Below are 26,044 nucleotides of genomic sequence, written 5' to 3'. Positions count from 1 at the left end.
CCGATGAGCAAGACCGACACCGACACCAGCCGGGACCGGGAGGAGCTGGGAGCGGCCGGCTCCCAGCTGTCCACCGCGCCGCAGGAGGAGCAGACGATCCTGCCCGGCCTCGGTGTCACCGGGTGGGTGCGCTGGTTCTGGCGGCAGCTGACCTCCATGCGGGTCGCGCTGCTGCTGCTCCTGCTGCTCTCGCTCGGCGCGATCCCCGGCTCGCTGATCCCGCAGACCGGCGCCGACGTGAGCAAGGTCGAGGACTTCCGCGCCGCCCACAGGACGCTGGCGCCGGTCTACGACAAGCTCGGCCTGTTCCACGTGTACAGCTCGGTGTGGTTCTCCGCGATCTACATCCTGCTGTTCGTCTCCCTCATCGGCTGCATCGTCCCGCGCACCTGGCAGTTCGTCGGCCAGCTGCGCGGCCGCCCGCCGGGCGCGCCCAGGCGGCTGAACCGGCTGCCCGCCCACACCACCTGGCGCACCACCGAGGACCCGGAGCGGGTCCGCGAGGCCGCGCTCGCGCTGCTGCGCAAGCGCCGCTTCCGCGCCCACGTCGTAGGTGACGCCGTGGCCGCCGAGAAGGGTTACCTGCGCGAGCTGGGCAACCTGGTCTTCCACATCGCCCTGATCGTGCTGCTGGTCGCCTTCGCCTCGGGCCAGCTGTACAAGTCCGACGGCACCAAGCTGATGGTGGAGGGCGACGGCTTCTCCAACGCGCTGCCGATGTACGACGACTTCAAGTCCGGCAGCCTGTTCCGGAACGACGACCTGGTGCCGTTCAGCTTCGACCTGAAGGACTTCAAGGGCACCTACGAGGTCAGCGGCCCCAACCGGGGCACCCCGCGCACCTACGAGGCGAAGCTCACCTACAGCAAGGGCGCCTACGGCAAGGAGCGGTCGACGACCGTCAAGGTCAACGAACCGCTCAAGATCGACGACGCCAAGGTCTACCTGGTCAGCCACGGCTACGCGCCCGTCATCACGGTCCGCGACGGCAAGGGCGAGGTCGTCTACCACGACGCCGTGCCGCTGCTGCCGCTGGACGGCAACGTCAGCTCCAACGGCGTGGTGAAGGTGATGGACGGCTACCGCGACCCGAAGGGCAAGAAGGAGCAGCTCGGCTTCCAGGCGTTCTTCGCGCCGACGCTCGACACGCGGAGCGGGACGATGTTGTCGCAGTTCCCGGCCCTGCTGAACCCGGTGCTCGCGGTGAACGCCTACCACGGCGACCTGGGCGTGAACTCGGGCATCCCGCAGAGCGTGTACCAGCTCGACAAGAAGCACATGACGGCGTTCAAGGACGCCAAGGGCCAGCTGCTGAAGAAGCTGCTCAAGCCCGGCGACACCATGACGCTGCCGGGCGGCGCCGGCTCCATCACCTTCGAGAAGGACGTCAAGGAGTGGGCCGGCTTCGAGATCGTCCAGGAGCCGGGCGGCGGCTGGGCGCTCGCCGGTGCCCTCGCCGCGATCTTCGGCCTGGCCGCGTCCCTGTTCATCCATCGCCGCCGGGTCTGGGTGCGCGCGGTGCGCGGTGCCGACGGCGTCACGGTGGTCGAGATGGCCGGGCTCGGCCGCAGCGAGTCCGCGAAGGTGCCCGAGGAGCTGGGCGACCTCGCCGGAATCCTCTACGACCAGACGCCGGGGGCACCCGACCCCGGCGACGACTCCGCAGCAACCCCCGACCCCCAAGCCGTACCTGCCGAAGGGGCTGAGAAGTGACTCTCGCCGCCGCAACCGATCTCGCCGCCGCGACCAACGAACACCTCGCGAGCATCAGCAACACGCTGATCTACTCGTCGATGGCGGTCTACACCCTGGCCTTCTTCGCCTACATCGCCGAGTGGCTGTTCGGCAGCCGCAGCAAGGTGGCCCGTACGGCCGCCGCGCTGACCGCCGGCAGCGAGCGGACGGCGGGCGGGCCCGCCGTCACCGTGCAGCGGGCCGGCGGCACCGCCGTGCTGGAGCGGCCGAAGGTCGTCGTCCGCTCGGCGTCCGGCGCGCGGGACGTGCCGGACGGACCCGGCGCGCACGGCGGCGACGAGCAGGGCGACCTCTACGGCCGGATCGCCATCTCCCTCACCGTGCTCGCGTTCCTGGTGGAGCTGGGCGGCGTCGTCGCCCGCGCGGCCTCCGTGGAGCGGGCGCCGTGGGGCAACATGTACGAGTTCAACATCACCTTCTCCACGGTCGCCGTCGGCGTGTACCTGGCGCTGCTGGCCCTGAAGAAGAACGTGCGCTGGCTCGGCCTGTTCCTCGTGACGACGGTCCTGCTGGACCTGGGTCTCGCGGTCACCGTGCTGTACACGGCCAGTGACCAGCTGGTGCCGGCCCTGCACTCGTACTGGCTGTACATCCACGTCTCCACCGCCATCTTCTGCGGTGCGGTGTTCTACGTCGGCGCGGTCGCCACGATCCTGTATCTGTTCAAGGACTCGTACGAGAACAAGCTCCAGCTCGGCGGGAAGCCCGGGAAGTTCGCCTCCTCGGTGCTGGAGCGGCTGCCCGCCTCGGCGTCCCTGGACAAGTTCGCCTACCGGGTCAACGCGGCCGTCTTCCCGCTGTGGACGTTCACGATCATCGCGGGCGCGATCTGGGCGGGCGACGCCTGGGGCCGGTACTGGAACTGGGACCCGAAGGAGACCTGGTCCTTCATCACCTGGGTCGCCTACGCCTGTTACCTGCACGCCCGGGCCACGGCCGGCTGGAAGGGCCGCAAGGCCGCCTACCTGGCGCTGATCGCCTTCGGCTGCTGGCTGTTCAACTACTACGGCGTCAACATCTTCGTCAGCGGCAAGCACTCCTACGCGGGGGTGTGACCGCCGGGCAACCGCGCGACCGGCCACGGCGGACCCGCACCCGCGGGGGAGCGGCCGTGGCCACGTGCGCATCCCCGGGCCCGGGGGCACGCTGGTGTCATGAGCGGTTCCATCGCACAGGGCACCAGCCAGACGCACGGGAACACGCACATCCTGCACTTCGTGGTGCGGCTCCCGCGGCGCATGGAGGAGGTCTGGGCCGCGCTGGCCACGCCGGAGGGGCTGGCGTCCTGGTTCACCGCGGCCGACGTGCTGGAACCCCGGCTCGGCGGCGCGGTCACCCTGCGCGACCTGGGCGACGGGCAGGTCACCGCGTGGGACGTGGACCGGGTCGCGGAGTACACGGTCGGTGCCGGCGGCCGGCTCCGGTTCCATCTGGAGCGGGACGGGGAGGACGGCAGCGTGCTCCGCTTTACCCATGAGTTCCAGGGCGAGGAGGAGTCGGAACAACGCTGGCGGGGCCGCTTGCAGCGGCTGATCGAGGCGCTGGAGCCGGGGCGGGGCTGAGCGGCCGGGAGGACTAGGAGACCGCGGACAGGCTGTCGTGGGCCACCGAGGCGATCCGGTCCCGCAGCCGCTCGACGTAGAGCCGCATGTTCTTCGCCGCGACGTCCGTGTCCGGGTACCGGCTCGCCAGCCACAGCCCGTCGGGCAGCCGGTTCACCCACACGCACACCTGGTCGCCGTACGACACCCGCATCAGCCCGTACGCCTTCAGCTCCGCCCACCGCTCGGCGCCCGGGATGGCGCGGGTGTCGACGTACGACACGATCGAGTACAGGTCCGGGGAGGTCGGCCGGAAGTCCGCGCCGAGCAGGCTCAGGACCCGGGCCAGCGGCATCCGGGCCAGTGACCGGTTCGCCTGGAGTTCGGCGCGGACCGCCCGCAGGGCCTCCGGGAAGCCGCGGGTGCGGCCCACGGGCACCTCGATCGGGGCGCCGCCCACGTACCAGCCCACGGAATCCGTCCACCGCGACTTCACCCGGGTGTGGAAGGGCACCACCGTCCGGTACACCGGCTGCCCGCCGAGCTCGTGCACGATCAGCCCGGTCGCGGCCAGCAGCCCGACCAGGCTGCCGCCGTACGGCCGGCAGTACGCCTCGAACGCCGCCGCCGCGTCCGCGTCCGCCAGCGGCTCGCACAGCATCCGCTGCGTGGGCAGCGGGCCGCCCGGCGTCAGGCCCAGGTCCACCGGGAAGCCCGGCAGCGTGCCGTCGCAGCGCTGGATGAACTCCCGCCAGCGGTCCACGAACGCGTGCCGGCCGTCGATGCCGTCCGCGTCCGCGCGCTCGATCTCGCAGAAGTCGACGTAACTCGCGGCGGGCGTGGCGGAGTCCGGCCGGGCGCCGGCCAGGTCCGCCGCGTACAGCTCGTGGATCTCGGCGACGAGCCGGTGCAGGGAGTAGGCGTCGACGTTGCTGTGGTCGAAGGCCATGTAGACGCTCGCGCCGTCGTCCCGGACGACGGCCGTGTAGATCAGGTTGGGCCAGCGCAGCGCGTCCGCGACCGTGTCGAAGCGGTCCTGGAGGTGGCGGACGAGGTCGTCGGCGTCGGCGAAGTCGCCCACCTCCGCCCGGCGCAGGGACACGTCGGCCGCGTCGAGCGTGAACCGGCGCAGTTCGTCACCGGCCCAGCGGAAGCCGCTGCGCAGCGTCTCGTGCCGTACGGTCCAGGCGCGCAGTGCCCGCTCCAGCACGTCGAGGTCGACCGGGCCGGGCAGGTCGAAGGCGGTGCCGAGCCAGGTCGGCACGAACAGCCCGTCCTCCCGGACGCACTTGGCCGTCCTGATGTGCGACTCCTGGATGTAGGCGGGCGGCCGGGAGTCGTCCGGGAGCGCCGTCGCCGCCGCGACGGTCGCCGGGCTCAACGTCCACTCGACGAGCCGTCCCGGCCGGACCTCGCAGCGCTGGATGTCAGTGATTCGCACGCGTCTCCCATCGCAGAAGGGGCCCCTGGATGCGGGCCCCCTGGAAGCCAATGCCGCGGGACGCGGGCGGGACATGCCCGGCCGGTTCATTTCAACGGAACGGGTGGCGAGCCGAACGTGGAAGTGAATAACCGTCGGTGACCGGTCAGGGGTTCACTCGACGGTGATCGAGTCCAGCTTCTCCCGGAGGTACACGTGCGAGTCGACGGGCGGGTACGCCACCCGGCCCACCGGCGCCGGGAGGGACTCCACCAGCGTGCCCGGGGCGCACTCGCCGAAGTAGACGAGCGAGATCAGCTCCTCGGCGGGCGCGTCCGCGGGCGGCGGCAGCACCCGGTGCCGCCCCGACCGCCATCGGTCCCCGGTCCAGCGGGCCAGCAGGTCACCGATGTTGACCGTGAACGCGGCCGGGTCGTACGGCGCGTCCTGCCAGCCGTCCGTGTCGGTGTACACCTGGAGCCCGCCCTTGCCGGCCTGCCGGTCGAGGACGGTGACGGTCCCGAAGTCGGTGTGCGGCCCGATCCGGAACTGCCCCGGCTCGGGCGTGCCGACGATGTCCGTGCCCGGGTACCAGTTGATGTTGAAGCCGTACGTCGGGTGGTCCATGTGCCGGGTGAAGAAGTCGGCGCCGAGCCCGAGCGCGCAGGCTAGCAGGGCCAGCAGTTCCTTCTCCAGCGCGGCCATCCGGCCCAGGTACCTTTCGCACAGCCCGCGCAGCGCGGGCACCTCGGCCGGCCACACGTTGGGCGCGTACCACTCGGCGTTGACGGCCGGGTCCCCGAACGGCTCGGCGGTCGCGAAGGTCAGCGACTCCTTCAGGTCCGGCGGTGTCTCGGTGCCCTCCGCGTACCCGTTGGCCTCGGTGCCCGGCCCGAGCCAGCCGCGCCCGCCGACCTTCGCCGCGTAGCGCTGCTTGACCCCGGCGGGCAGCAGGAAGAACTCCCGGGCGGCCGACCGGATCCCGGCCCGCAGCGCGGGGTCCACGCCGTGCCCGGTGACCAGCAGGAACCCGGCGGACTGCAGGGCCTGGTCGACGGTGCGGGCGAGCACGGCCCGCCGCATCGCGTCCCCCTCGGTCCAGATCCGCAGATCGATGGTGGGAATCACACCAGCCATGTTTCCACTCCCCGGCGCTGCGCGGACCCCGCTTGCGGGGGTGGCCGCGAGGACAAAGCGGTACGTCGGCGATACTTGGGCACATGGCTTACGACGATCTTCGCTCCCTGCTCCGGGCGCTGGAGCGCGAGGGCGACCTCAAGCGCATCAAGGCCGAGGTCGACCCGTACCTGGAAGTCGGGGAGATCGTCGACCGGGTGCAGAAGTCCGGCGGCCCGGCGCTGCTCTTCGAGAACGTGCGCGGCTCGGACATGCCCCTCGCCATGAACGTGTACGGCACCGACCGCCGCCTGCTGAAGGCGCTGGGCCTGAAGTCGTACGGCGAGATCTCCGAGAAGATCGGCGGCCTGCTGCGGCCCGAGCTGCCGCACGGCTTCGTCGGCGTCCGCGAGGCCTTCGGCAAGCTGGGCGCGATGGCCCACGTCCCGCCGAAGAAGGTGAAGCCCGACAACGCGCCGGTGCAGGAGGTCGTCCTCCGGGGCGACGACGTCGACCTCGAACGGCTCCCGGCGCTGTTCACCTGGCCGGAGGACGGCGGCTCCTTCTTCAACCTGGGCCTGACCCACACCAAGGACCCCGAGACCGGCATCCGGAACCTGGGCCTGTACCGCCTCCAGCGCCACGACAAGCGCACCATCGGCATGCACTGGCAGATCCACAAGGACAGCCGGAACCACTACCAGGTGGCCGCGCGCCGGGGCGAGCGGCTCCCGGTGGCCATCGCCTTCGGCTGCCCGCCCGCCGTGACGTACGCCTCCACCGCCCCGCTGCCCGGCGACATCGACGAGTACCTCTTCGCCGGGTTCCTCGCGGGCAAGCGGATCGAGATGGTCGACTGCAAGACGGTCCCGCTCCAGGTCCCGGCCAACGCCGAGGTGGTGCTGGAGGGGTGGCTGGAGCCCGGCGAGATGCTGCCCGAGGGCCCCTTCGGCGACCACACCGGCTTCTACACCCCGCAGGAGCCCTTCCCGGCCCTGAGGATCGACTGCGTGACCATGCGCAGGCGCCCCCTGCTCCAGTCGATCGTCGTCGGCCGCCCCCCGACGGAGGACGGCCCGCTCGGCCGCGCCACGGAACGCTTCTTCCTGCCCCTGCTCAAGATCATCGTCCCGGACATCGTGGACTACCACCTGCCCGAGGCCGGCGGCTTCCACAACTGCGCGATCGTCTCGATCGACAAGAAGTACCCGAAGCACGCGCAGAAGGTGATGCACGCGATCTGGGGGGCGCACATGATGTCCCTGACCAAGCTGATCGTGGTCGTGGACGCCGACTGCGACGTGCACGACCTGCACGAGGTCGCCTGGCGGGCCCTGGGCAACACCGACTACGCCCGTGACCTCACGGTCGTGGAGGGCCCCGTCGACCACCTGGACCACGCCTCCTACCAGCAGTTCTGGGGCGGCAAAGCGGGCATCGACGCGACCCGGAAGTGGCCCGAGGAGGGCTACACCCGCGACGGCGGCTGGCCCGACATGGTCCTCTCGGACCCTGATACGGCGGCCCTGGTGGACCGCCGCTGGAAGGAGTACGGACTGTGACGTCGGCCTCTGCCGCCATCCCCCGGCCCGGCCGCACCAAGGCGTTCCTGCGCCTGGTGATGATCGAGCACTCGGTCTTCGCGCTCCCCTTCGCCTACATCGCCTCGCTCACGGCGATGTACGAGTGGGACCGGAACATCCACTGGGGCCGTCTGCTCCTGGTCACGGTCTGCATGGTCGGCCTGCGCACCTTCGCGATGGCCGTCAACCGGATCATCGACCGCGAGATCGACGCCCGCAACCCGCGCACGGCTCACCGCGAACTCGTCACCGGCGCGATGTCGGTCCGGCACGCCTGGACGGGCGCCCTGATCGCCCTGGTGGTCTTCCTGGGCTCGGCGGCCCTGCTCAACCCCCTCTGCCTGGCGCTCGCGCCGGTCGCGGTGGTCCCGATGGTGGTCTACCCCTACGGGAAGCGGTTCACGAACTTCCCGCAGGCCATCCTGGGTCTCGCCCAGTCCATGGGCCCCATCGGCGGCTGGCTGGCGATCAGCGGCGAGTGGTCCTGGACGGCGGTGATCCTCGGCCTCGCCGTCGGCATCTGGATCGGCGGCTTCGACCTGATCTACGCCTGCCAGGACGTCGAGACCGACCGCGAGATCGGCGTCCTGTCGGTCCCGGCCCGCTTCGGCATCCCGGCCGCGATCTGGGGCGCGCGGGTCTGCCACACCGTCACGACGGCCCTGTTCGTCTGGTACGGCCTGGCCACCGACGCCGGAGCGTTCTTCTGGCTCGGCCTGCTGATCGTCGCCGGTGCCTTCCTCTACGAGCACTCCATCGTCCGGCCCCACGACCTGTCCCGCCTCAACAGGGCGTTCTTCTCCGTCAACGGCTTCATCGGCATCGCCCTGTTCGTGTGCGCGCTGCTCGATCTCCTCGTACGCGGTCTGACCGTGTGAGCGCCCCGGCACCACCCGGCCTGAGGGCGGTCGGACGCGCCGGTACGCTCAAGGTGTGAACGCAGGAGAAACGCAGCGTGTGCCTTGGATCGTGGGGGTGTCCGGAGCTTCCGGGACGCCGTACGCGGCTGCCGTGCTGCGGGCGCTGCTGGAGGCCGGGGAAGCGGTGGACCTCGTGGTCAGCCGGGCCTCGCGGCTGACGCTGCTGGACGAGACCGGCATCGCGTTCCGGGACGCCCACTGGCAGGACGACCTGCGGCAGTGGCTGGCCCGTGGCGCCGACGGCAAGCCCGGCACCTTCGACGTGGACGTCAGCGGGGTGCGGTACTGGAGCGCGGGCGACCTGGCCGCCGGCCCGTCCTCGGGGTCGTACCCGGCCAAGGGCATGCTCATCGTGCCCGCCTCCACCGCCTCGGTGGCCGGTGTGGCGCTCGGCCTGTCCAAGGATCTGCTCCAGCGTGCGGCGAGCGTCACACTGAAGGAGCGCCGGACGCTGGTCGTCGCCGTACGGGAGACCCCCTTGAACGGGCAGACGCTGCGGCACCTCGTCGCGCTGGACGACGCCGGCGCCACGGTCGTCCCGGCCTCGCCCGCCTTCTACGCGGGCGCCACCCACATCCAGGACCTGGTGGACTTCGTCGCCGGCCGTGTGCTGGACGCGGCCGGTGTCGCGCACGGCCTGTACCGGCGCTGGAAGGGCGAGCTGGGCGGCGGCACACCCGGCACGTAAGGCAAGCAGCAGTACCCCCCCTCATCACTCCAGGAACATTCACCGGAAGGCTTCGATCGCATGGACGCGGTGGACAGGCAGCTCATCCAGGCCCTGAGGGAGAACGGCCGGGCCTCGTACGCGGAGCTGGGGCGCCTGGTCGGCCTGTCGGGCCCCAGCGTCACCGACCGCATCAACCGGCTGGAGGCGGCCGGTGTCATCACCGGCTACCGTGCCACGGTGGACGCGGCCTCCCTCGGCCTCGGCGTCACCGCCCTGATCGGCATCTCGCTCTCCGACGCCGCCGATCACGAGGACGTCGCCCAGCGGCTGCGGGACCTGCCGGAGATCGAGGACTGCTGGTTCATCGCCGGTGACGACTCCTTCATGCTCAAGGTCCGCTCGACGGACGTGGACGGCCTGGAGAAGACGATCCGCCGGCTCAGCGGGACGAAGGGCGTCTCCCGCACCCGTACCACGATCGTGCTCTCCACCAAGTGGGAGAACCGGGTCGGGGAACTGCCGGAAGAGGTCTAGGGATACCGTGGTCGAGTCGTCGTGGAAAGGTGTGGGTATGGACGTCGGGCTCAAGCGCGAGCTGGAGGAGAAGGTCCGCTCCGGTGAGCGGCTGACCCGCGAGGACGGCATCGCGCTGTACGAGTCGGACGACCTGGCCTGGCTCGGCGGGCTCGCCCACGAGGTGCGGACCCGCAAGAACGGTGACGTCGTCCACTTCAACGTCAACCGGCACCTCAACATGACCAACGTGTGCACGGCCTCCTGCGCCTACTGCTCGTTCCAGCGCAAGCCGGGCGAGAAGGACGCGTACACGATGCGCATCGAGGAGGCCGTCAAGCTCGCCAAGGCGATGGAGTCGGAGAACCTCACCGAGCTGCACATCGTCAACGGCCTGCACCCCAAGCTGCCGTGGCGGTACTACCCGCGTTCCCTGCGCGAGCTGAAGAAGGCGCTGCCGAACGTCTCGCTGAAGGCCTTCACGGCGACGGAGATCCACCACTTCGAGACCATCAGCGGTCTGTCGGCCTCCGAGATCCTGGACGAGCTGATCGACGCGGGCCTGGAGTCGCTGACGGGCGGTGGCGCCGAGATCTTCGACTGGGAGGTCCGGCAGCACATCGTGGACCACCGCACCCACTGGGAGGACTGGTCCCGCATCCACCGCCTGGCGCACGAGAAGGGTCTGAAGACCCCCTGCACCATGCTGTACGGCCACATCGAGGAGCCCCGCCACCGCGTCGACCACGTCCTGCGGCTGCGTGAGCTCCAGGACGAGACCGGTGGCTTCCAGGTCTTCATCCCGCTGCGCTACCAGCACGACTTCGTGGACGTGAAGGACGGCAAGGTGCGCAACACCCTCCAGGCGCGCACCCAGATGGCGACCGGCGCGGAGGCGCTGAAGACCTTCGCCGTGTCGCGGCTGCTGTTCGACAACGTCCCGCACGTCAAGGTCTTCTGGGTCATGCACGGCGTGCAGACCGCCCAGCTCGCCCTCCAGCACGGCGCCGACGACATGGACGGCTCGGTGGTGGAGTACAAGATCACCCACGACGCGGACAACTTCGGCACGCCGAACAAGCTGACCCGCGAGGACCTGCTGGAACTGATCCGCGACGCGGGCTTCCGCCCGGTGGAGCGGAACACGCGGTACGAGATCATCCGCGAGTACGAGGGTCCCGACCCGGCGCGCCGGGAGTCGCCCCAGCCGATGCGGGTGTGAGGCACGGCGGGTAGCGGTGCGGGAGCGTGGGGGCTGGTCGCACAGTTCCCCGCGCCCCCGGGTGGGTACTCGGGGCCCATGCCCACGAAGGCACCCGAAGACCGGTACGACGCGGCTCCCTTCGTTCCCGGGGGAGCGGACCTGGACGTTCTCCGCCAAGCCGCCGCGGGCTGCCGCGGCTGCCCGCTGCACCGCGCCGCCACGCAGACCGTCTTCGGCGCCGGGGGCGCCGACGCCCGCGTGATGCTCGTGGGGGAGCAGCCCGGCGATCAGGAGGACCGGCAGGGCAGGCCCTTCGTGGGGCCCGCCGGCAAGCTGCTCGACCGGGCCCTGGCCGAGGCCGGCATCGACCCCTCCGAGGCGTATGTCACCAACGCGGTCAAGCACTTCAAGTTCACCCGGGCCGAGCCCCGCAAGCGCCGCATCCACAAGGCGCCGAGCCTGCGCGAGATGACGGCCTGCGGGCCGTGGCTGGCGGCGGAGCTGGCGCTGGTGGAGCCGGAGCTGATCGTGGTCCTGGGCGCGACGGCCGGGAAGGCGCTGCTGGGGTCGTCGTTCCGGGTGAGCCAGGTGCGCGGGACCGTGCTGGAGGAGGAGATCCACGGCCGGCCGGAGCGGCTGGTGCCGACCGTGCATCCGTCGGCCGTGCTGCGCGCGGACGACCGCGAGCAGGCGTACCGGGGCCTGGTGGCCGACCTGGAAGTGGCTGCACACGCCCTTGGGTAATAAGTAAACTGCCGACGTGCCTCTTACTTTCACCCTGGACCCCGCCCTCACCCCCGCCCTGCGCGACGGCATCCTCGACCTGTGGACGGACGTCACCGACGCGGGCGGCGCCGTCGGCTTCGTGGCGCCGGCGGACCGCGAGGAGATACGCCCGGAGCTGGTACGGCACTTCGTGCAGATGGCCGAGGGCCGCACCCGGCTGCTCGTCGGCCACGACGAGGCCGGCGAGGTCGCCGCGACCGCCTTCCTCACCCGCAACACCCACCGGCTGATGACCCACTGGCTGTGGCTGTACACGGTGATGGTCCACCCCCGCCACCAGGGCCGGGGGTACGGCCGCGACCTGCTGGCCGCCGCCGCGGACGCGGCCCGCGGGATGGAGGGCATCGAGGCCGTCCGGCTGACCTGCCGGGGCGGGCTGGGCCTGGAACGCTTCTACGGCTCCTGCGGCTACAAGGAGGTCGGCCGCGTCCCGGACGCCATCCGGGTCGCACCCGGCGACGACCGCGACGACATCATCATGCTGCTGCCGCTCCGCTGACGCCGACCCCCCTGCACGACCGCCCGGCGCGCGTGCTTCACTGGACGGTGACCCCTTTTGGAATCGGACGAGTGGATTGAGATGCTCCGCTACACGCTGATGCGCCTCGGTATCTTCGCGGGCTGCCTCGTGATCGTCTGGGGAGCCGTCTACTCGGGCATCTTCCCGCGCGGCTTCGGTGAGTCCAACGGACTGTGGGTCCTGCTGCTCGCGCTGGTCCTCTCCGCGCCGATCAGCTGGGTGGCGCTGCGCAGGGAACGGGACCGGGCCTCCGTGCAGATCGTGCACAAGGTCGACCGGATGAAGGCCAACCTGGACGCCAACCGCAGCCAGGAGGACGTCGCCGACGACGCGTCGCGGACACAGGACGGGGCCACCGCGTCCAGCTGAAGGCGCCGCCCGCCCCACTAGGCTTGCCTCCATGGGTGCCGTCAAGACCAAACGGATGCCGAGGGCGGTGCGGGAGCAGCAGATGCTCGACGCTGCCGTACGGATCTTCGGGCAGCGCGGGTACATGGCCGCCTCGATGGACGAGATCGCCGAACTCGCGGGCGTGTCCAAGCCGTTGGTCTACCTGTACCTGAACTCGAAGGAAGACCTCTTCACCGCGTGCATCCGCCGCGAGGCCGCCGCGCTCACCGAGGCCGTGCGCGCGGGCGTCCGGCCCGGACTGCCCGCCGACCGGCAACTCTGGGACGGCCTGCGGGCGTTCTTCGCGCACACCGCCGAGCATCCCGACGGCTGGTCGGTGCTGCACCTCCAGGCCCGCACGCACGGCGAGCCCTTCGCGGCGGAGGTCGCCGCGATGCGCGCGGAGATCGTCGCGTTCGTGACCCGGCTGGTCGCGGTCGCCGCCCGCGAGGCCCACCGTGATCCCGACCTGCCGGAACACGAGGTGGCGGGCCTGGCCGAGGCCCTGGTCGGCGCCGCCGAGTCCCTCGCCGCCTGGGCCAACGCCACCCCGGGGACGACGGCCCGCCAGGCGGCGGCCACCCTGATGAACTTCGCCTGGGCGGGCCTGGGCAACCTGATGCGGGGTCAGGTCTGGACGCCGCCTGCCGAGCCGGCCTAGGAGCGCGGGCGACCGCACCCGGCGACGGCTCTCACCTCCCCCGCACGTCCCCCTCCACATGCACCCGCCCGTCCTGCGCCGACCGCAACTCGAACCGCCCGCTCCCGTCGGCCCCGTACACCACCGTCCCCGGCAGCAGCACCGGCGCCCGGAACCGCGCCCTGACCTCGGTGGCGTCGGGGGTGCCGTGGGCGGCCAGGCAGCGGGCCAGGGTCCACATGCCGTGGGCGATGGCGCGGGGGAAGCCGAAGAGGCGGGCGGTGAGGGGGTGCAGGTGGATGGGGTTGCGGTCGCCGGACGCGGCGCCGTACCGCCGTCCCACGTCCCCGGCGAGGCGCCACTCGGCGACGGCGGGCAGCGCGGCGCCGGCGTCCCGCCGTGGCCCGGACGGCGTTGCGGGGCCCTCTTGCGGCTCGGGTGGTGTACCGGCGCCCGTGCGGTGCCGGGCCAGGTAGGTGCTCCGGGACTCCCACACCACGCTCCCGCCCGACCGCAGCTCCGTCACCACCGTCGCCTCCGTCCCCCGCCGGTGCGCGGCCAGTCCGGCGATCCACACACCGAGTTCGTACGCACGGTCCGCCGCCGGCGCGGTGCCCTGGGTGATCTCGATCGACGTGTGCACCAGCCCCAGCAGCGGCAGCGGGAAGTCCCGCCCGCTCATCAGCCGCATGGCCAGCGGGAAGCCGAGGACGTGGGGGTAGGTGACCGGGAGGTCGGGCTCGCCGGTCGGGAAGCCGCAGACCCGCTCGTACGCGGTCAGCCTGGTCAGGTCGACGCGGACGCCGGGCAGCACCAGGCGGGTGCGCGGGAAGGCCGCGTCCGGGGCGGGGCGCTTGAAGGGCGAGCGCAGGGCGCCCCGGGCCAGCAGCGGGGCCAGCGCGGGGGGCGCGGTCAGGGTGACGGCGGTCATCACGCCCCCAGCAGGCTCTGGCCGCAGACGCGGACGACCTGGCCGTTGACCGCGCCGGAGGCCGGGTGGGCGAGCCAGGCGGTGGTCTCGGCGACGTCGACGGGCAGCCCGCCCTGCGCGAGGGAGTTCATGCGGCGGCCCGCCTCGCGGATGAACAGCGGGATCGCGGCGGTCATCCTCGTCTCGATGAACCCGGGCGCCACCGCGTTGACGGTCACCCCGTGCCCGGCGAGCGCGCGCGGGGCCAGGGACCGTACGAGACCGACGATCCCCGCCTTGCTCGCGCCGTAGTTGGTCTGGCCCGCGTTGCCCGCGAGCCCGGCGATGGAGGCGGTGGCCACGATCCGCCCGCCGGTGCGGAGGACGCCGCCGGCGAGCAGCGCGTCGGTGGTGCGCAGCACGCCGCCCAGGTTGACCTCCAGCACCGACCGCCACCGGTCCGCCGGCATGTTGGCCAGCCGCCGGTCCCGGGTGATGCCCGCGTTGTGGACGAGGACGTCCAGTCCGTCGGGGAGGGCGCCGGCGATGCGCTCGCCCGCGTCGACGGCGGTGATGTCGAGGGCGAGGGCGGTGCCGCCGACCCGTTCGGCCACCCGGCGGGCGTCGGCCTCGGCGGCGGGCACGTCCAGGACGACGATCCGGGCGCCGTCCCGCGCCAGCGTCTCCGCGACACACTCGCCGATCCCGCGCGCGCCCCCGGTGACCAGCGCGGTACGCCCGTCGAGCGGCCGCTCCCGGTCGGCCGGGGCGGTGGCCTGCGCGCCGCCGACCTCGATCACCTGGCCGCTGACGTAGGCGGACCGGGGGGAGAGCAGGAACCGCAGGGTGGACTCGGCGGCCCCGGCGTCCGTCAGCCGGACCAGGTTGACGGTCCTGCCGCGCCCGATCTCCTTGCCGAGGGAGCGGGTGAAGCCCTCCAGGGCCTGCTGGGCGGCGCACTGATGGTGGTCGGCGGGGTCGAGGGGGGCGCCCAGCACCAGCACCCGGCCGCTCGGGACGACGGACCGTACGACGGGGTGGAGGGCCGCGTGCACCTCGGCGAGCGTGCCGACGTCCCGTACCCCGGTGGCGTCCAGGACGACGGCGGCGGGGTCCCGGTCGCCGGCGGCGAGGCCGGTACGGCCGAGGACGGGCGCGAGGTCGAGGGCGGACTTCCCGGCGGTCAGGTGCAGCAGGGGGCCCGGCAGCGCGGGCCGCCGCGGTGACCACCGGATCAGCTCGGCGGGCTGGGGCAGGCCCAGGCGCCGGGTGAGGAAACGGCCGGGGGCCGTGCCGGTGAGGCTGAGGTAGCGGTCGGCCATCTGCGACTCCCGCGCGACTCGGTTCGAAGAGCTGGACATTGCTTACTCTGAAGTAAGGTTACCGAAGGTAAGTCAAGGTGGGCCACTGCCGGGTGAGCCACCGTCACGGGTGAGGAGCAGATCGACATGAGCCCCCTGGAGCCACCCCGCGCACGCCGGGTCGCGGTGCTCGGCGGCACCCGCGTCCCGTTCGCCCGCTCCGACGGCCCCTACGCCACCGCGAGCAACCAGGAGATGCTGACCGCCGCCCTGAACGGCCTCACCGACCGCTACGGCCTGCACGGCCCCGGCGCGGTCGGCGAGTTCGTCGCCGGCGCGGTCCTCAAGCACAGCCGGGACTTCAACCTGGCCCGCGAGACCGTGCTCGGCTCCCGGCTGGACCCGCGCACCCCCGCCTACGACGTCCAGCAGGCCTGCGGCACCGGACTCCAGGCCGTCATCGCCGCCGCCAACAAGATCGCCCTCGGCCAGACCGAGTCGGCGGTGGCGGGCGGCGCCGACACGACGAGCGACGCGCCCCTGGGCGTCAACGACGACCTGCGCCGCATCCTCCTGGAGGCCCGCCGGGCGAAGTCCGCGTCCGCCCGCCTGAAGGCGCTGGCCCGCATCCGGCCCGCGCACCTCGTCCCGGACGTCCCGCGCAACGCCGAGCCGCGCACCGGTCTGTCGATGGGCGAGCACGCGGCGGTCACCGCCCGCGCCTGGGGCATCTCCCGCCGCGCCCAGGACGAACTGGCGGCCACCAGCCACCAGCGCCTCGCCGCCGCCTACGAGCGGGGTTTCTTCGCGGACCTGGTGATCCCCTTCCGGGGCCTGGAGCGGGACCAGAACCTCCGCCCGGACTCCACCCCGGAGAAACTGGCCGCCCTGAAGCCGGTGTTCGGCACGGACCACCCGGACCCCACCATGACGGCCGGCAACTCCACGCCCCTCACGGACGGGGCCGCCCTCGTCCTGCTGGCGAGCGAGGAGTGGGCCGAGGCGCGCGGCCTGGAACCGCTCGCGTACCTGACCGCGTACGAGACGGCGGCCGTCGACTTCGTCCATGGGGACGTGACGGGCGGCCCGGAGGGCGGGGACGGCCTGCTGATGGCACCGGCGTACGCGGTCCCGCGCCTGCTGGAGCGCACCGGCCTGGACCTGGCCGGCTTCGACCTGGTCGAGATCCACGAGGCCTTCGCCTCCCAGGTGCTGGCCACGCTGGCGGCCTGGGAGAAGCGGGGCCTGCCGCCCGTGGACCGCGCGCGCCTGAACGCCACGGGCTCCTCCCTGGCCACGGGCCACCCCTTCGCGGCGACGGGCGCCCGTATCGTGGCGACCCTGGCCAAGCAGCTGGCGGAGCGGAAGGGCCCGGGCAAGGGGCTGATCTCGGTCTGCGCGGCGGGCGGCCAGGGGGTGACGGCGATCCTGGAACGCCCCTGACACCGGGACGCGGGCAGAGTTGAACACCCGTCACATAACCCCCGAGGCTGCACATCCCCGGCCCCGGATCATCCCCGGACCCGCACAACCCCCTCACAGCGGAGTCGTACGATCACGTGCCTAACCAGCGGTAACCCCCCTTTCCCCGAAAGGCCCACCGCAGGTGCACGCACGCCAGAGGAGCCGCCCGTGTCCACGCCGTACCCGACCCCGCCCGTCTCCTCCGGCACCCCGGTCTCCGCCACCGACTACGACGGCCGCCCGGTCCTCGTCGAACCCGCGACGGTCCGGCTCGACGGGGCCGTACGGGAAGTGGCGGTCCCCCCGTTCGCGCCCCCGGTCACACACGGCTCCCTCGCCGACCTCCCGTACGAGAACGCCGAGACCGAACCCGACCGGGTCGTCCTCAGCCGCAAGCGCTCCGACGGCGCCTGGACGGACGTGACGGCCGCGCGCTTCGCCGCCGAGGTCCAGGCCGTGGCCAAGGGCCTGATCGCCGAAGGGCTGATGCCCGGCGACCGCATCGCCGTCATGTCCCGCACCACGTACGAGTGGACCCTGCTCGACTTCGCCGCCTGGGCGGCCGGCCTGGTCACGGTCCCGGTCTACCCGACCTCCTCCGTCTTCCAGACCCGCTGGATCCTGCACGACTCCGGCGCGGTCGCCCTGGTCACCGAGACCGCCGCCCAGGCAGCCGCCATCGGCCCCGAACGCCCGCACCTGCCCGACCTGCGCCACGTGTGGGTGATGGAGAAGGACCACGTGGCCCGGCTCGCCGAAGCGGGCGCACTCGTGCCCGAGGGCGAGACCGGCGTACGCCGGGGCATGCTCGGCCCCGACACGCTCGCCACGCTCATCTACACCTCGGGCACCACCGGCCGCCCCAAGGGCTGCGCCCTCTCGCACGGCAACTTCTTCGCCGAGGTCGACAACGCGATCGAACTCCTCCACCCCGTCTTCAAGGCGAAGGGCGAGGACCCGTCGGTCCTGCTCTTCCTCCCCATGTCCCACGTCTTCGGCCGCATGGTGGCCATCGCCTGCGTCCGCGCCCGGGTCCGCCTCGGTCACGCCCCCAGCCTCGCCCCGCAGGACCTCCTGCCGGACCTGGACGCCTTCAAGCCGACCTGCCTGCTGACCATCCCCTACATGCTGGAGAAGGTCTACAACTCGGCGCGCGCCAAGGCGGAGGCCGGCGGCCGGGCCGCGGTCTTCGACCGCGCGGCGGCCGTGGCCGAACGCTACGGCGAGGCGCTGGAGGCCCGGCAGACCGGTTCGGGCAACGGCCCGGGCCGCGCCCTGAAGACGCAGCGCGCCTTCTACGACCCCCTCGTCTACCGCCGCATCCGCGCCGCCATGGGGGGCCGCGTCCGGTACGCCATCTGCGGCGGTTCCCCGCTCGGCCGCCGCCTCGCCGCGTTCTACGCCGGGGCCGGCATCGAGATCTTCGAGGGGTACGGCCTCACGGAGACGACCGGCGCTTCCACGGTCACCCCGCCCCTGAAGCCCCGCCTCGGCACGGTCGGCTGGCCGCTGCCCGGCACGCGGGTGAGGATCGCGGCGGACGGCGAGATCCTGATCGGCGGCGACCACGTGCTGCGCGGCTACTGGGACCCCCAGGCGGGCGGAGTGGTCCCGGCGACCCGCGACGGCTGGCTGCCCACGGGCGACCTCGGCGAACTGGACGACGAGGGCTACCTGACCATCACCGGCCGCAAGAAGGAACTCCTGATCACGGCCGGCGGCAAGTCGGTGGCCCCGGCCCCGCTGGAGAACTGGCTGCGCCGGCACCCGCTGATCTCGCAGGTCATGCTGGTGGGCGACGGCCGCCCCTACGTCGCCGCGCTCATCACCCTGGACCGCGACGGCATCACGCACTGGCGCCAGATGATCGGCAAGCACCCGGTGCCGCCGGAACTCCTGGTGGACGACGAGGAACTGCGCGCGGTCCTGCAACGAGCGCTGGACGAGGCCAACCGGATGGTGTCCCGCCCCGAGTCCATCCGCCGCTTCGCCGTGCTCCCGGTGGACTTCACCGAGTCGGCCGGCCACCTGACCCCGTCCATGAAGCTACGGCGCGAGCAGATCCTGCGGGACTTCGCGGCGGAGGTGGAGGGGCTGTACGAGCGCTGAGGGGGTGTTCCACCCCCGGCCCAAGGGGGCTTGGGCTTCGCCGCACCGGCGACGGTCGGCACCCGCTCCTCGCTGGTCCCGCCTCCTCCGGACTCGGCGGGGCGGGGAGCGGGTTGCCGCCTGGGTCGGTCGCGGCCCGCGTACGATCCTCGCGCGCCGCGCTGAGCCCAGTCAATCCTTGGGTTTCCTCCCAAAACCCCAGTGTTAACTTGGGTGTTGTGACCCTCGAAGACCTCCGTGTGTTCGTCGCCGTGTGCCGTGCGGGCAGCCTCAGCTCGGTCGCCCGTGACCTCGGCCGCACCCAGTCCGCCGTCAGCCAGCACGTCAAGCGGCTGGAGCGGGAGACCGGCGTGGCCCTGCTGGAGCGCCGGCCGCGCGGGGTCGTACCGACGCAGGCCGGCCGGATACTGGAGGCCGCCGCGGGCGAGGGCATCAACGCCCTGGACGTCGCCGTACGGCAACTGCGCGACCTGGTCGACGGCCACAACGGGTACGTCCGCGTGGCCACCGGCGCGACGACCGTCCGGCACTTCATGTCCGACGCGGTCGTCGCGTTCCGCCGCCGCCACCCCACGGTCAACCTGGAATTCCGTACCGTCAGTTCGGGCCGGGGCAGCTTCGACGCCCTCGCCGACGGCACGCTGGACCTCGCCTGGATCACCATCGGCCCGCCCGTCCGGGGCATCGAGCAGCGCACGGTCGCGGAGCTGCCGTGGCTCCTCGCGGTCCGGGCGGACGACCCGCTGGCCGGCCGCCCGCGCCTGGACCCGGCCGAGCTGTCCGGCGCCCGGGTCATCCGGCTCCCGCCGAACTCCACGTCCGCCGCCCACCTGGAAGCGGCGTGCGCCGAGCGGGGCGTCCGGTTCGCCCACGAGCCGAGCGTGGCCGACTGGGACACGGCCCTGCTGCTCGCCGAGCTGGGGATCGGAAGGGCGGTCGTACCGGCCGTACCGGGGCTGCCGGTCCCCGGCGACGGCCCGCTGCGCCTGGTCCCGCTGCCCGGCCTGCGTCCCCTCCCCGTCGGCTGGGCCGTCCGCCGCTGGGACGCGCTCAGCCCGCCGGCCCGGGCCTTCGCGGACACGGTCGCCGCCCTGCGCTGAGCGCCAGCTCCACCCAGACCGTCTTGCCGACGTCCCGCTCGGACACGCCCCAGAGTGTGGCCAGCACCTGCACGATCACGAGACCCCGGCCGTTCTCGTCCTCCAGCCCCCCGTCCAGGAACCGCAGGGCGCGGTCTCCCCGGGCGTCACTCACCTCGATACGCAAGGTGTCCCTGGCCGGGAGCAGCACGAGCCGCAGCTCGAAGTCCCGGCCCGGTACACGACCGTGGGTGACGGCGTTGGCGGCGAGTTCGACCACGACGAGCTGGGCGGTGTGGCTGAGCTCGCCGTCATGGGGATACCCCCAGCCGGCGAGCGCGGTACCGGTGAGCCGCCGGGCCAGCCGGGCGCCTCGCGGCGTCGCGCTGAGCCGTTGGACGAGTTCGGTTGTGGGGGTGGAGATTTCTACGTTCACATCACCGAGCGTGGTCGCTTCTCCCTACGCTGACCAGGGGAGGCCCGGCGACTGTCCGTAGTCGTACGGGTGCGGTTCGTGGGAGTACGGGTCAGTCGGAGGGGCGCGTGACGGAGGAGAGCGGGCGGAGGCCGGAGACGCCGGCGGAGGAGAACGGGTCGGCTGGGGTGTTCGCCGTACTGGGCAAGCAGCTGAAGCTGATGCGGGAGCGGGCGGGGCTGAACCAGCGGGAGTTCGGCCAGTTGGTGGGGTACGGCCCGGACCAGATCTCCGCGATGGAGCGAGGGGTGCGTACGCCGAGGCCGGAGTTCCTGCGGCGGGCCGACGAGATCCTGGGCGCCAACGGTGTGTTCATCGCGGTCATCCCGGAGGTGGAGGAGGCGATGACCAGGGCGCGGACACGGCATCCCGAGTGGTACCGGGGTTATGCGGCGCTGGAGGCGCAGGCAGTGTCCCTGCACGACTACAGCACCATGGGCGTGCTGGGCCTGCTCCAGACCGAGGACTACGCACGCGCGGTGTTCACCCAGCGGCACCCGCCCCTGGACGAGGAGACCATCGAGAAGCGGGTGGCCGACCGGCTCTCACGCCAGCAGATCTTCGAGCAGTGGCCGCCGCCCGAGTTCAGCTTCGTCATCGAGCAGGCGGTGCTGGAGCGGCCGATCGGGGGGCCGAAGGTGCGCAAGGACCAACTGCGTCAGTTGCTGAGAATCGGTCGGCGGCGCAATGTGCAGCTACAGGTCATGCCAACAGGACGGCATGAACACCCTTGCCTGGACAACGGCTTCACCTTGCTCATCCCCAAGGGGAAGGAGCAAGTTGCTTACATGGAGTCACAGGGATACCCCAAGCTGATCAGTGACCGAGAAGAGGTCCGCGTCCTCACCGCTCGCTATGGGATCATCCGGGCTCAGGCCCTCAACCCGCACGAGTCCCTGGACTTGATCGAGAAGATGCTGGACGGACGATGACCATAGAGCAGTTGACCTGGTTCAAGTCGAGCTACAGCAGCGGCGAAGGCGGCCAGTGCCTGGAAGTGGCCGCTCACCCCACCGCCATCCACATCCGCGACTCGAAGCAACCCCTCGCCGCCCACGTCACCGTCACCCCGTCCGCATGGTCAGCCTTCCTTCTGGGCGAGAAGGAACGCCTGCGGGACGGGTGATTCGCCGCGCGTCACCTCGGGCCCCCGCACGGTGGTGGAGCGGACGGTGAAGCCGGCGCCGGTGAGCAGGTCCGCCATCTGCTCGGGGCGGCGCCGGTGGTAGTCGAGGGCCACGTCATGGCCGAAGGGGCGTTCGAGGCGGAGCGGTACGTCGCCGACCTGGAAGGCCAGGAGGAGCCGCCCGCCGGGAGCCAGTACGCGGTGGAACTCGGCGAACAAGTCGGGGAGTTCGTCCACGGGTGTGTGGATGCTGGAGTACCAGGAGACCACCCCGGCCAGCGAACCGTCGGCCGAAGAGAGTTCCCGCATCGAGCCCTGCTCGAACCGCAGGGCGGGATACCGGCGGCGGGCGATGGCGATCATGGCGTCCGAGAGGTCCACGCCGAAGACGGACAGACCCAGACCGGCGAGGTGGGCGGTGACGTCGCCGGGGCCGCAGCCGAGGTCGGCCACCGTGCCGTGGGGGCCGACCTGTTCGGCGTACGCGGCGAGGAGGGCGCGTTCCAGGGGCCGTTCGGCGAGGGGGTCGCGGAAGTGGCCGGCGTAGTCCTCGGCGATGGTGTCGTAGAAGGCGCGGGTGTCGGTCATGGGGAGGGACCGTAACGGCCCGCACTGACACTCCGCTTAGGCTGCTGTCGTTGGCCAACGCATTTACTGGGGGGTACGGGCCGGTGAACCAGTCGACGGAGGTGTTCCAGCCACTCCAGGCGGACGATCCACCCGTGGTGGCGGGTTACCGGCTCGCCGCGCGGCTGGGCGCGGGCGGCATGGGCCGGGTCTACCTGTCCCACACGCAGGGCGGACGGCCCGTCGCGCTGAAGGTCGTACGGCCGGAGCTGGCGGACGATCCGGATTTCCGGCGGCGGTTCGGCAGGGAGATCAAGGCGGCTCGGCGGGTGAAGGGGGCGTACACCGCCGAGCTCATCGACGCCGACGCCGACGGCGTACCGCCGTGGCTGGCCACGCTGTACGTGCCGGGGCCGTCCCTGACGGAGGCCGTGGCCCGGCGCGGGCCGTTGCCGGTGCCGGCCGTGCTGTGGCTGATGGCGGGGGTGGCCGAGGCGCTTGAGGCCATTCACGCCGAGGGCATCGTGCACCGGGACCTGAAGCCGTCCAACGTGCTGCTGGCCGCCGACGGGCCCCGGGTGATCGACTTCGGTATCGCGCTGGCCGCCGACGGGACCTCGTACACGGCGACGGGCGGCACGATCGGCACACCGTCGTTCATGGCTCCGGAGCAGGCGTCCGGGGGTCAGGTCACGGCGGCGACCGATGTCTTCGCGCTCGGGCAGACGGCCGCGTTCGCGGCGCTGGGCGGGCCGCTGTACGGGGACGGCCCCGCCGTGAACGTGCTGTACCGGATCGTGCACGAGGAACCCGGCCTGGACCTGCTGCCCGAGCCGTTGCGTCCGCTGCTCGCCCGGTGCCTGGCCGCCGACCCGGCACAGCGGGCCACTCCGGCGGAGGTGGTGGAGTGGTGCCGGCAGCGGCTGGGCGCGGACGCCGACGCGGGCGGGGGGCCGGCCGTGTGGCGGGAGATCACCGGACCGGAGGTCGCGATTCCGGCACCCGTACCCGAGCCGACCCCGGCGTACGCCCGGCAGCCGCTGATCGCGCCTGCCGGCTGGCCGCAGCCGACGCCGGAGCAGCGGAAGGCCCGCCGCCGGCGCGCCGCGCTGATCTCGGTCGCGGGTGTGGCGGGCGGCGCGCTGCTGGTGGCCCTCCTGGCGTGGTCGGTCATGGACGCGAAGGGCCGGGCCGGCGGGCGGGACACGGCGGGCTCCCGGACGTCGGCCACCGCATCTGCCCCACGGTCGTCCTCGTCGGCGTCCGCGCCGGGCCCCGGGTCGGACTCCTCGTCCCGTTCCTCCGACGCGTCCGCCGCGGGCGCCGGGGACGTCGGGTCCTCGGCCTCGCCACGGGTCCCGCGGCCGGAAGGGTTCTCCGGGCTGTGGCTGGACGCGAAGACCTCGCTGAGCCTCAAGGACCAGACGCCCCAGCGGAGAGACCGCAAGGGTGACATCCGCTTCGGCTGCCAGGCGATCGGCTGCGAACTGAAGAGCGACAGCGTGGTGTTCATGCAGATGTACGGCGGACACGGCACCACCCTCGACGAGTGCCGTCTCTTCCTCAGGCACGCCACCAGGCACAGCTGGACGCTGGCCGGCGCGGCGACCGGTACCGAGTTCTGCCTGAAGGACGACGAGGGCGACATCGGGCTGTACGTGATCCAGACGAAGTCCACCGCGCTGCCCGACATCGCCTTCCTCACCGGCGACCTGACCGTCTGGCGGCACGCCGCCTAACCCACCCCCACCCCCCGCAACACCGCCGTCGTCACGGCCGCCCCCAGCACCACCACGGCGAACGGTGCCCGGCGCCAGGCCAGGACGGCGCCGACCAGGACGCCGATGGGGCGGGCCCAGCCGGCGAAGCCGCCGGACTCGGTCAGGGCGCCCGTGGCCAGCAGGGCGACCAGGAGGACCACCGCACCGGCGGAGGCCAGTTCCTGGACGCGGGGCGGGACGGTGACCCGGCCGTGCAGGACCGGGCCGACCAGCCGGAAGGCGTACGTGCCGGCGGCCAGGGCGAGGATCACGACGAGCGTGGTGTTCACGCGGCGGCCCCCCGGCCGGCCGGGCGGCGGTGCAGAGCGAGTCCGAGCAGGGCCAGCAGGACCGGGACCCCCGCCGGGACGGCGGGCGTGACCGCCAGGGCCAGGGCCGCGCCGAGCAGGGCGCACCGCCGTACCGTCGCGTCCGCGCGGAGGGTGGGCAGGACCAGGGCGACGAGGACGGCGGGGAACGCGGCGTCCAGGCCGTAGCGGGCGGTGTCGCCGAGGGCGCCTCCCGCGAGCCCGCCGGCCAGGACGCCGATGTTCCACACGGCGAACAGGCCGAGCCCGGAGATCCAGAACGCCCGCCGCTGCCGTACCGGGTCGGACTGGGCGAGGGCGAAGGCGACCGTTTCGTCGGTGACCAGATGGGCGCCCAGGAAACGGGTCGCGCGGTTGGTGCCGATGATCTCGGCCACGGCGAGGCTGAAGGCCGCGGTCCGGGTGTTGAGCAGCAGCCCGGTGGCCACGGCGGCGACGGGGCCGCCCCCGGCGAGCAGCACGCCCACCGCGCTGAACTGGGCCGATCCCGCGTAGACCACCAGTGACATCAGCACCGGCACCCACAGGGGCAGCCCGCCTGCTACGGAGACGGCGCCGAAGGAGACGCCGACGATGCCGCTGGCCAGCCAGACGAGCGAGCTGTCGCGGAGGAGGGAACGGTCCGTGTCGGGCGTGGGCGGTGTTCGGTGTGACGAACGCATGTTCTCTACGATGGACAGTGAGCGCCCTGTCCGTCAAGGCGAACGATCGTACCGATGGAGCGAACGCACATGTCCGAGGTGCCCGCCCGGCTTCCCCTGGAGTGGATCGCCGCGTCCCTGAAGCGGGAGCGCGGCCGTGCCGGCCTGTCCCTGTCCGAGCTGGCCAAGCGGGCCGGAATCGCCAAGTCCACGCTGTCCCAGCTGGAGGCCGCGAGCGGGAACCCGAGCATGGAGACCATCTGGGCGCTCGCGGTGGCGCTCGGTGTGCCGTTCAGCACGCTGGTCGAGCCGCCCACGCCGGCGGTCCGGGTGATCCGGGCGGGGGAGGGGCCCACGGTCCACTCCGAACAGTCCAGCTACCTGGCCTCGCTGCTCTCCGCCTGCCCGCCGGGCGCCCGCCGGGATCTCTATTTCATCTGGCTGGAGCCGGGGACCGTACGGGATTCCGAACCTCATATTCCGGGCACCGTGGAGCACATCGTGGTGAGCCAGGGCACGGTGAAGGCGGGGCCGCGCGGAGAGGCCGTGGAACTGGGGCCGGGTGACTACATGTCGTACCGGGGTGACGTATCCCACTCGTACGAGGCGCTGGCGGCCGGCACCAGGTTCGTGCTGGTCATGCAGCACGTCTGAGGTTCGTGAACGGAGAGTGGACGGGAAAAGGCAGGAGCCCCGTCGCCGGATGGCGCGGGGCTCCTTGGGTACTGCGCTAGGCTGCGATCAGTGCTCCCAGGTCGATCAGACCGGGGTGACGTTCTCCGCCTGCGGGCCCTTCGGACCCTGGGTCACGTCGAAGCTCACCTGCTGGTTCTCTTCGAGGGAACGGAAACCCGTGGCGTTGATCGCGGAGTAGTGAACGAAGACGTCGGGGCCGCCGCCCTCTTGGGCAATGAAGCCAAAGCCCTTTTCGGCGTTGAACCACTTAACGGTTCCGGTAGCCATAAGCCCTCCTTGGGCTCACAAAGGGTTGCCCTGCTCCAGAACCTGCAAGTGTGAAACGGTGCTGCACAACTGCATACTTCTGAAAACGACGAGAGCCTGCGGTTACATGCTCCGCAGGCTCTGTACTGCAAGGGAAACCAAACTGCAACTTGCGGCAAGCCTAGCATCCGGGCAGCCGAAAGCAATAGGGATCAAGATCACGTCACCCGGATGTTTGAACGTCCGCTAGGCCGTTTGGGGGTGGGGTCGGTCCGGGCACCGT

28 protein-coding genes are annotated in these 26,044 nt (G+C 72.1%); 19 read left to right on the top strand and 9 right to left on the bottom strand.

The window, feature by feature from the left end; translation table 11 throughout:
- Window positions 1-3 precede the first annotated feature (3 nt).
- The 3 genes from AB0946_RS08475 (at window position 4) to AB0946_RS08465 (ending at window position 3,317) form a co-directional block, all read left to right on the top strand.
- Window positions 4-1,713 carry a cytochrome c biogenesis protein ResB gene (locus AB0946_RS08475; protein ID WP_366759784.1) on the top strand — a complete coding sequence of 570 codons (1,710 nt, stop codon included), beginning with the start codon at window positions 4-6 and terminating at the stop codon, window positions 1,711-1,713.
- Window positions 1,710-2,810 carry a c-type cytochrome biogenesis protein CcsB gene (gene ccsB / locus AB0946_RS08470; protein WP_366759783.1) on the top strand — a complete coding sequence of 367 codons (1,101 nt, stop codon included), beginning with the start codon at window positions 1,710-1,712 and terminating at the stop codon, window positions 2,808-2,810. Before AB0946_RS08475 ends, ccsB begins: the two co-directional genes overlap by 4 nt.
- Before the next feature lie 99 nt (window positions 2,811-2,909).
- Complete coding sequence (locus AB0946_RS08465) at window positions 2,910-3,317, top strand: SRPBCC domain-containing protein (protein WP_366759782.1); 408 nt, start codon at window positions 2,910-2,912, stop codon at window positions 3,315-3,317.
- 13 nt (window positions 3,318-3,330) lie between these two features.
- Here AB0946_RS08465 and AB0946_RS08460 read toward each other — a convergent pair whose 3' ends face one another.
- Together AB0946_RS08460 and AB0946_RS08455 are read right to left on the bottom strand one after the other, a co-directional pair.
- Window positions 3,331-4,737, bottom strand: coding sequence for a condensation domain-containing protein (locus AB0946_RS08460; RefSeq protein WP_366759781.1), 1,407 nt, complete (start codon window positions 4,735-4,737; stop codon window positions 3,331-3,333).
- Window positions 4,738-4,890: 153 nt separating this feature from the next.
- Window positions 4,891-5,853 carry a 2-oxoglutarate and iron-dependent oxygenase domain-containing protein gene (locus AB0946_RS08455; RefSeq protein WP_366759780.1) on the bottom strand — a complete coding sequence of 321 codons (963 nt, stop codon included), beginning with the start codon at window positions 5,851-5,853 and terminating at the stop codon, window positions 4,891-4,893.
- An 83-nt stretch (window positions 5,854-5,936) separates the two neighbouring features.
- Between AB0946_RS08455 and AB0946_RS08450 the strand changes: the two genes are divergently transcribed.
- From AB0946_RS08450 to AB0946_RS08410, 9 genes are all read left to right on the top strand, one after another.
- The gene (locus AB0946_RS08450) at window positions 5,937-7,394 is read left to right on the top strand and encodes a menaquinone biosynthesis decarboxylase (protein ID WP_366759779.1); all 1,458 of its coding nucleotides are present in this window, start codon (window positions 5,937-5,939) and stop codon (window positions 7,392-7,394) included.
- Window positions 7,391-8,293: a menaquinone biosynthesis prenyltransferase MqnP gene (mqnP, locus tag AB0946_RS08445; RefSeq protein ID WP_366759778.1), complete on the top strand. Its 903-nt coding sequence runs from the start codon at window positions 7,391-7,393 to the stop codon at window positions 8,291-8,293. The genes AB0946_RS08450 and mqnP overlap by 4 nt, the downstream gene beginning before the upstream one ends.
- Before the next feature lie 79 nt (window positions 8,294-8,372).
- Entirely contained in the window at window positions 8,373-9,023 is a 651-nt protein-coding gene (locus tag AB0946_RS08440) for a UbiX family flavin prenyltransferase (protein ID WP_366759777.1), read from the top strand.
- 60 nt (window positions 9,024-9,083) lie between these two features.
- Window positions 9,084-9,539 (top strand): Lrp/AsnC family transcriptional regulator, encoded by a 456-nt coding sequence (locus AB0946_RS08435; protein WP_103812702.1) that lies wholly within the window; start codon window positions 9,084-9,086, stop codon window positions 9,537-9,539.
- 37 nt (window positions 9,540-9,576) lie between these two features.
- Window positions 9,577-10,740 carry an aminofutalosine synthase MqnE gene (gene mqnE / locus AB0946_RS08430; protein WP_366759776.1) on the top strand — a complete coding sequence of 388 codons (1,164 nt, stop codon included), beginning with the start codon at window positions 9,577-9,579 and terminating at the stop codon, window positions 10,738-10,740.
- A gap of 78 nt (window positions 10,741-10,818) precedes the next feature.
- Window positions 10,819-11,466 carry a UdgX family uracil-DNA binding protein gene (locus AB0946_RS08425; protein WP_366759775.1) on the top strand — a complete coding sequence of 216 codons (648 nt, stop codon included), beginning with the start codon at window positions 10,819-10,821 and terminating at the stop codon, window positions 11,464-11,466.
- A 16-nt stretch (window positions 11,467-11,482) separates the two neighbouring features.
- On the top strand, window positions 11,483-12,007 hold the full coding sequence (locus AB0946_RS08420) for a GNAT family N-acetyltransferase (RefSeq protein ID WP_366759773.1): 525 nt from the start codon (window positions 11,483-11,485) through the stop codon (window positions 12,005-12,007).
- 81 nt (window positions 12,008-12,088) lie between these two features.
- Window positions 12,089-12,397: a DUF4229 domain-containing protein gene (locus AB0946_RS08415; protein ID WP_366759772.1), complete on the top strand. Its 309-nt coding sequence runs from the start codon at window positions 12,089-12,091 to the stop codon at window positions 12,395-12,397.
- A 31-nt stretch (window positions 12,398-12,428) separates the two neighbouring features.
- On the top strand, window positions 12,429-13,079 hold the full coding sequence (locus AB0946_RS08410) for a TetR/AcrR family transcriptional regulator (protein ID WP_366759771.1): 651 nt from the start codon (window positions 12,429-12,431) through the stop codon (window positions 13,077-13,079).
- Between the two features lie 31 nt (window positions 13,080-13,110).
- Here the strand turns inward: AB0946_RS08410 and AB0946_RS08405 are convergent, their stop codons facing one another.
- Together AB0946_RS08405 and AB0946_RS08400 are read right to left on the bottom strand one after the other, a co-directional pair.
- The gene (locus AB0946_RS08405) at window positions 13,111-13,989 is read right to left on the bottom strand and encodes a MaoC/PaaZ C-terminal domain-containing protein (RefSeq protein WP_366759770.1); all 879 of its coding nucleotides are present in this window, start codon (window positions 13,987-13,989) and stop codon (window positions 13,111-13,113) included.
- Window positions 13,989-15,290 (bottom strand): 3-oxoacyl-ACP reductase, encoded by a 1,302-nt coding sequence (locus tag AB0946_RS08400; RefSeq protein ID WP_366759769.1) that lies wholly within the window; start codon window positions 15,288-15,290, stop codon window positions 13,989-13,991. Before AB0946_RS08400 ends, AB0946_RS08405 begins: the two co-directional genes overlap by 1 nt.
- A gap of 126 nt (window positions 15,291-15,416) precedes the next feature.
- Here AB0946_RS08400 and AB0946_RS08395 point away from each other — a divergent pair, with 126 nt between their 5' ends.
- From AB0946_RS08395 to AB0946_RS08385, 3 genes are all read left to right on the top strand, one after another.
- Window positions 15,417-16,712 (top strand): acetyl-CoA C-acetyltransferase, encoded by a 1,296-nt coding sequence (locus tag AB0946_RS08395; RefSeq protein WP_366759768.1) that lies wholly within the window; start codon window positions 15,417-15,419, stop codon window positions 16,710-16,712.
- A gap of 189 nt (window positions 16,713-16,901) precedes the next feature.
- The gene (locus AB0946_RS08390) at window positions 16,902-18,842 is read left to right on the top strand and encodes an AMP-dependent synthetase/ligase (RefSeq protein ID WP_366759767.1); all 1,941 of its coding nucleotides are present in this window, start codon (window positions 16,902-16,904) and stop codon (window positions 18,840-18,842) included.
- Between the two features lie 218 nt (window positions 18,843-19,060).
- Window positions 19,061-19,942 carry a LysR family transcriptional regulator gene (locus AB0946_RS08385; protein ID WP_366759766.1) on the top strand — a complete coding sequence of 294 codons (882 nt, stop codon included), beginning with the start codon at window positions 19,061-19,063 and terminating at the stop codon, window positions 19,940-19,942.
- Here the strand turns inward: AB0946_RS08385 and AB0946_RS08380 are convergent.
- Window positions 19,893-20,357 (bottom strand): ATP-binding protein, encoded by a 465-nt coding sequence (locus AB0946_RS08380; protein ID WP_366759764.1) that lies wholly within the window; start codon window positions 20,355-20,357, stop codon window positions 19,893-19,895. The two genes, AB0946_RS08385 and AB0946_RS08380, sit on opposite strands and share 50 nt — an antisense overlap.
- Window positions 20,358-20,464: 107 nt before the next feature.
- Between AB0946_RS08380 and AB0946_RS08375 the strand changes: the two genes are divergently transcribed.
- Window positions 20,465-21,328 (top strand): helix-turn-helix transcriptional regulator, encoded by an 864-nt coding sequence (locus tag AB0946_RS08375; RefSeq protein WP_366759763.1) that lies wholly within the window; start codon window positions 20,465-20,467, stop codon window positions 21,326-21,328.
- The gene (locus AB0946_RS08370) at window positions 21,325-21,522 is read left to right on the top strand and encodes a DUF397 domain-containing protein (RefSeq protein ID WP_366759762.1); all 198 of its coding nucleotides are present in this window, start codon (window positions 21,325-21,327) and stop codon (window positions 21,520-21,522) included. The genes AB0946_RS08375 and AB0946_RS08370 overlap by 4 nt, the downstream gene beginning before the upstream one ends.
- Here the strand turns inward: AB0946_RS08370 and AB0946_RS08365 are convergent.
- Window positions 21,478-22,110 carry a methyltransferase domain-containing protein gene (locus AB0946_RS08365; RefSeq protein WP_366759760.1) on the bottom strand — a complete coding sequence of 211 codons (633 nt, stop codon included), beginning with the start codon at window positions 22,108-22,110 and terminating at the stop codon, window positions 21,478-21,480. The genes AB0946_RS08370 and AB0946_RS08365 overlap by 45 nt on opposite strands.
- Window positions 22,111-22,193: 83 nt before the next feature.
- On the opposite strand from AB0946_RS08365, the gene AB0946_RS08360 reads away from it, so the two are divergent.
- Entirely contained in the window at window positions 22,194-23,828 is a 1,635-nt protein-coding gene (locus AB0946_RS08360; RefSeq protein WP_366759759.1) for a serine/threonine-protein kinase, read from the top strand.
- Here AB0946_RS08360 and AB0946_RS08355 read toward each other — a convergent pair.
- A complete protein-coding gene (locus tag AB0946_RS08355; RefSeq protein WP_366759758.1) occupies window positions 23,825-24,139 on the bottom strand; it encodes an AzlD domain-containing protein in 315 nt (104 codons plus the stop codon). The genes AB0946_RS08360 and AB0946_RS08355 overlap by 4 nt on opposite strands.
- Window positions 24,136-24,840, bottom strand: a complete 705-nt coding sequence (locus tag AB0946_RS08350) for an AzlC family ABC transporter permease (protein ID WP_366759757.1) — start codon at window positions 24,838-24,840, stop codon at window positions 24,136-24,138. The genes AB0946_RS08355 and AB0946_RS08350 overlap by 4 nt, the downstream gene beginning before the upstream one ends.
- Window positions 24,841-24,909: 69 nt before the next feature.
- Between AB0946_RS08350 and AB0946_RS08345 the strand changes: the two genes are divergently transcribed.
- Window positions 24,910-25,473, top strand: a complete 564-nt coding sequence (locus AB0946_RS08345) for an XRE family transcriptional regulator (RefSeq protein WP_366759830.1) — start codon at window positions 24,910-24,912, stop codon at window positions 25,471-25,473.
- Between the two features lie 105 nt (window positions 25,474-25,578).
- Here the strand turns inward: AB0946_RS08345 and AB0946_RS08340 are convergent, their stop codons facing one another.
- Window positions 25,579-25,782: a cold-shock protein gene (locus AB0946_RS08340; RefSeq protein ID WP_004984723.1), complete on the bottom strand. Its 204-nt coding sequence runs from the start codon at window positions 25,780-25,782 to the stop codon at window positions 25,579-25,581.
- Window positions 25,783-26,044 lie beyond the last annotated feature (262 nt).

The organism is Streptomyces sp. NPDC046870, from assembly GCF_040704595.1.
In the GTDB taxonomy this organism is placed as follows: domain Bacteria; phylum Actinomycetota; class Actinomycetes; order Streptomycetales; family Streptomycetaceae; genus Streptomyces; species Streptomyces argyrophylli.
The sequence above is the reverse complement of the archived record's forward strand: the minus strand, read 5'-3'. Positions and strand labels throughout refer to the sequence as shown.

Coding starts and splice junctions, on each gene's coding strand:
- AB0946_RS08475 (WP_366759784.1), top strand. CDS start 4: ATGAGCAAGACCGACACCGACACCAGCCGGGACCGGGAGGAGCTGGGA.
- AB0946_RS08465 (WP_366759782.1), top strand. CDS start 2,910: ATGAGCGGTTCCATCGCACAGGGCACCAGCCAGACGCACGGGAACACG.
- AB0946_RS08455 (WP_366759780.1), bottom strand. CDS start 5,853: ATGGCTGGTGTGATTCCCACCATCGATCTGCGGATCTGGACCGAGGGG.
- AB0946_RS08450 (WP_366759779.1), top strand. CDS start 5,937: ATGGCTTACGACGATCTTCGCTCCCTGCTCCGGGCGCTGGAGCGCGAG.
- AB0946_RS08435 (WP_103812702.1), top strand. CDS start 9,084: ATGGACGCGGTGGACAGGCAGCTCATCCAGGCCCTGAGGGAGAACGGC.
- mqnE (WP_366759776.1), top strand. CDS start 9,577: ATGGACGTCGGGCTCAAGCGCGAGCTGGAGGAGAAGGTCCGCTCCGGT.
- AB0946_RS08425 (WP_366759775.1), top strand. CDS start 10,819: ATGCCCACGAAGGCACCCGAAGACCGGTACGACGCGGCTCCCTTCGTT.
- AB0946_RS08415 (WP_366759772.1), top strand. CDS start 12,089: ATGCTCCGCTACACGCTGATGCGCCTCGGTATCTTCGCGGGCTGCCTC.
- AB0946_RS08410 (WP_366759771.1), top strand. CDS start 12,429: ATGGGTGCCGTCAAGACCAAACGGATGCCGAGGGCGGTGCGGGAGCAG.
- AB0946_RS08405 (WP_366759770.1), bottom strand. CDS start 13,989: ATGACCGCCGTCACCCTGACCGCGCCCCCCGCGCTGGCCCCGCTGCTG.
- AB0946_RS08400 (WP_366759769.1), bottom strand. CDS start 15,290: ATGGCCGACCGCTACCTCAGCCTCACCGGCACGGCCCCCGGCCGTTTC.
- AB0946_RS08395 (WP_366759768.1), top strand. CDS start 15,417: ATGAGCCCCCTGGAGCCACCCCGCGCACGCCGGGTCGCGGTGCTCGGC.
- AB0946_RS08370 (WP_366759762.1), top strand. CDS start 21,325: ATGACCATAGAGCAGTTGACCTGGTTCAAGTCGAGCTACAGCAGCGGC.
- AB0946_RS08365 (WP_366759760.1), bottom strand. CDS start 22,110: ATGACCGACACCCGCGCCTTCTACGACACCATCGCCGAGGACTACGCC.
- AB0946_RS08350 (WP_366759757.1), bottom strand. CDS start 24,840: ATGCGTTCGTCACACCGAACACCGCCCACGCCCGACACGGACCGTTCC.
- AB0946_RS08345 (WP_366759830.1), top strand. CDS start 24,910: ATGTCCGAGGTGCCCGCCCGGCTTCCCCTGGAGTGGATCGCCGCGTCC.
- AB0946_RS08340 (WP_004984723.1), bottom strand. CDS start 25,782: ATGGCTACCGGAACCGTTAAGTGGTTCAACGCCGAAAAGGGCTTTGGC.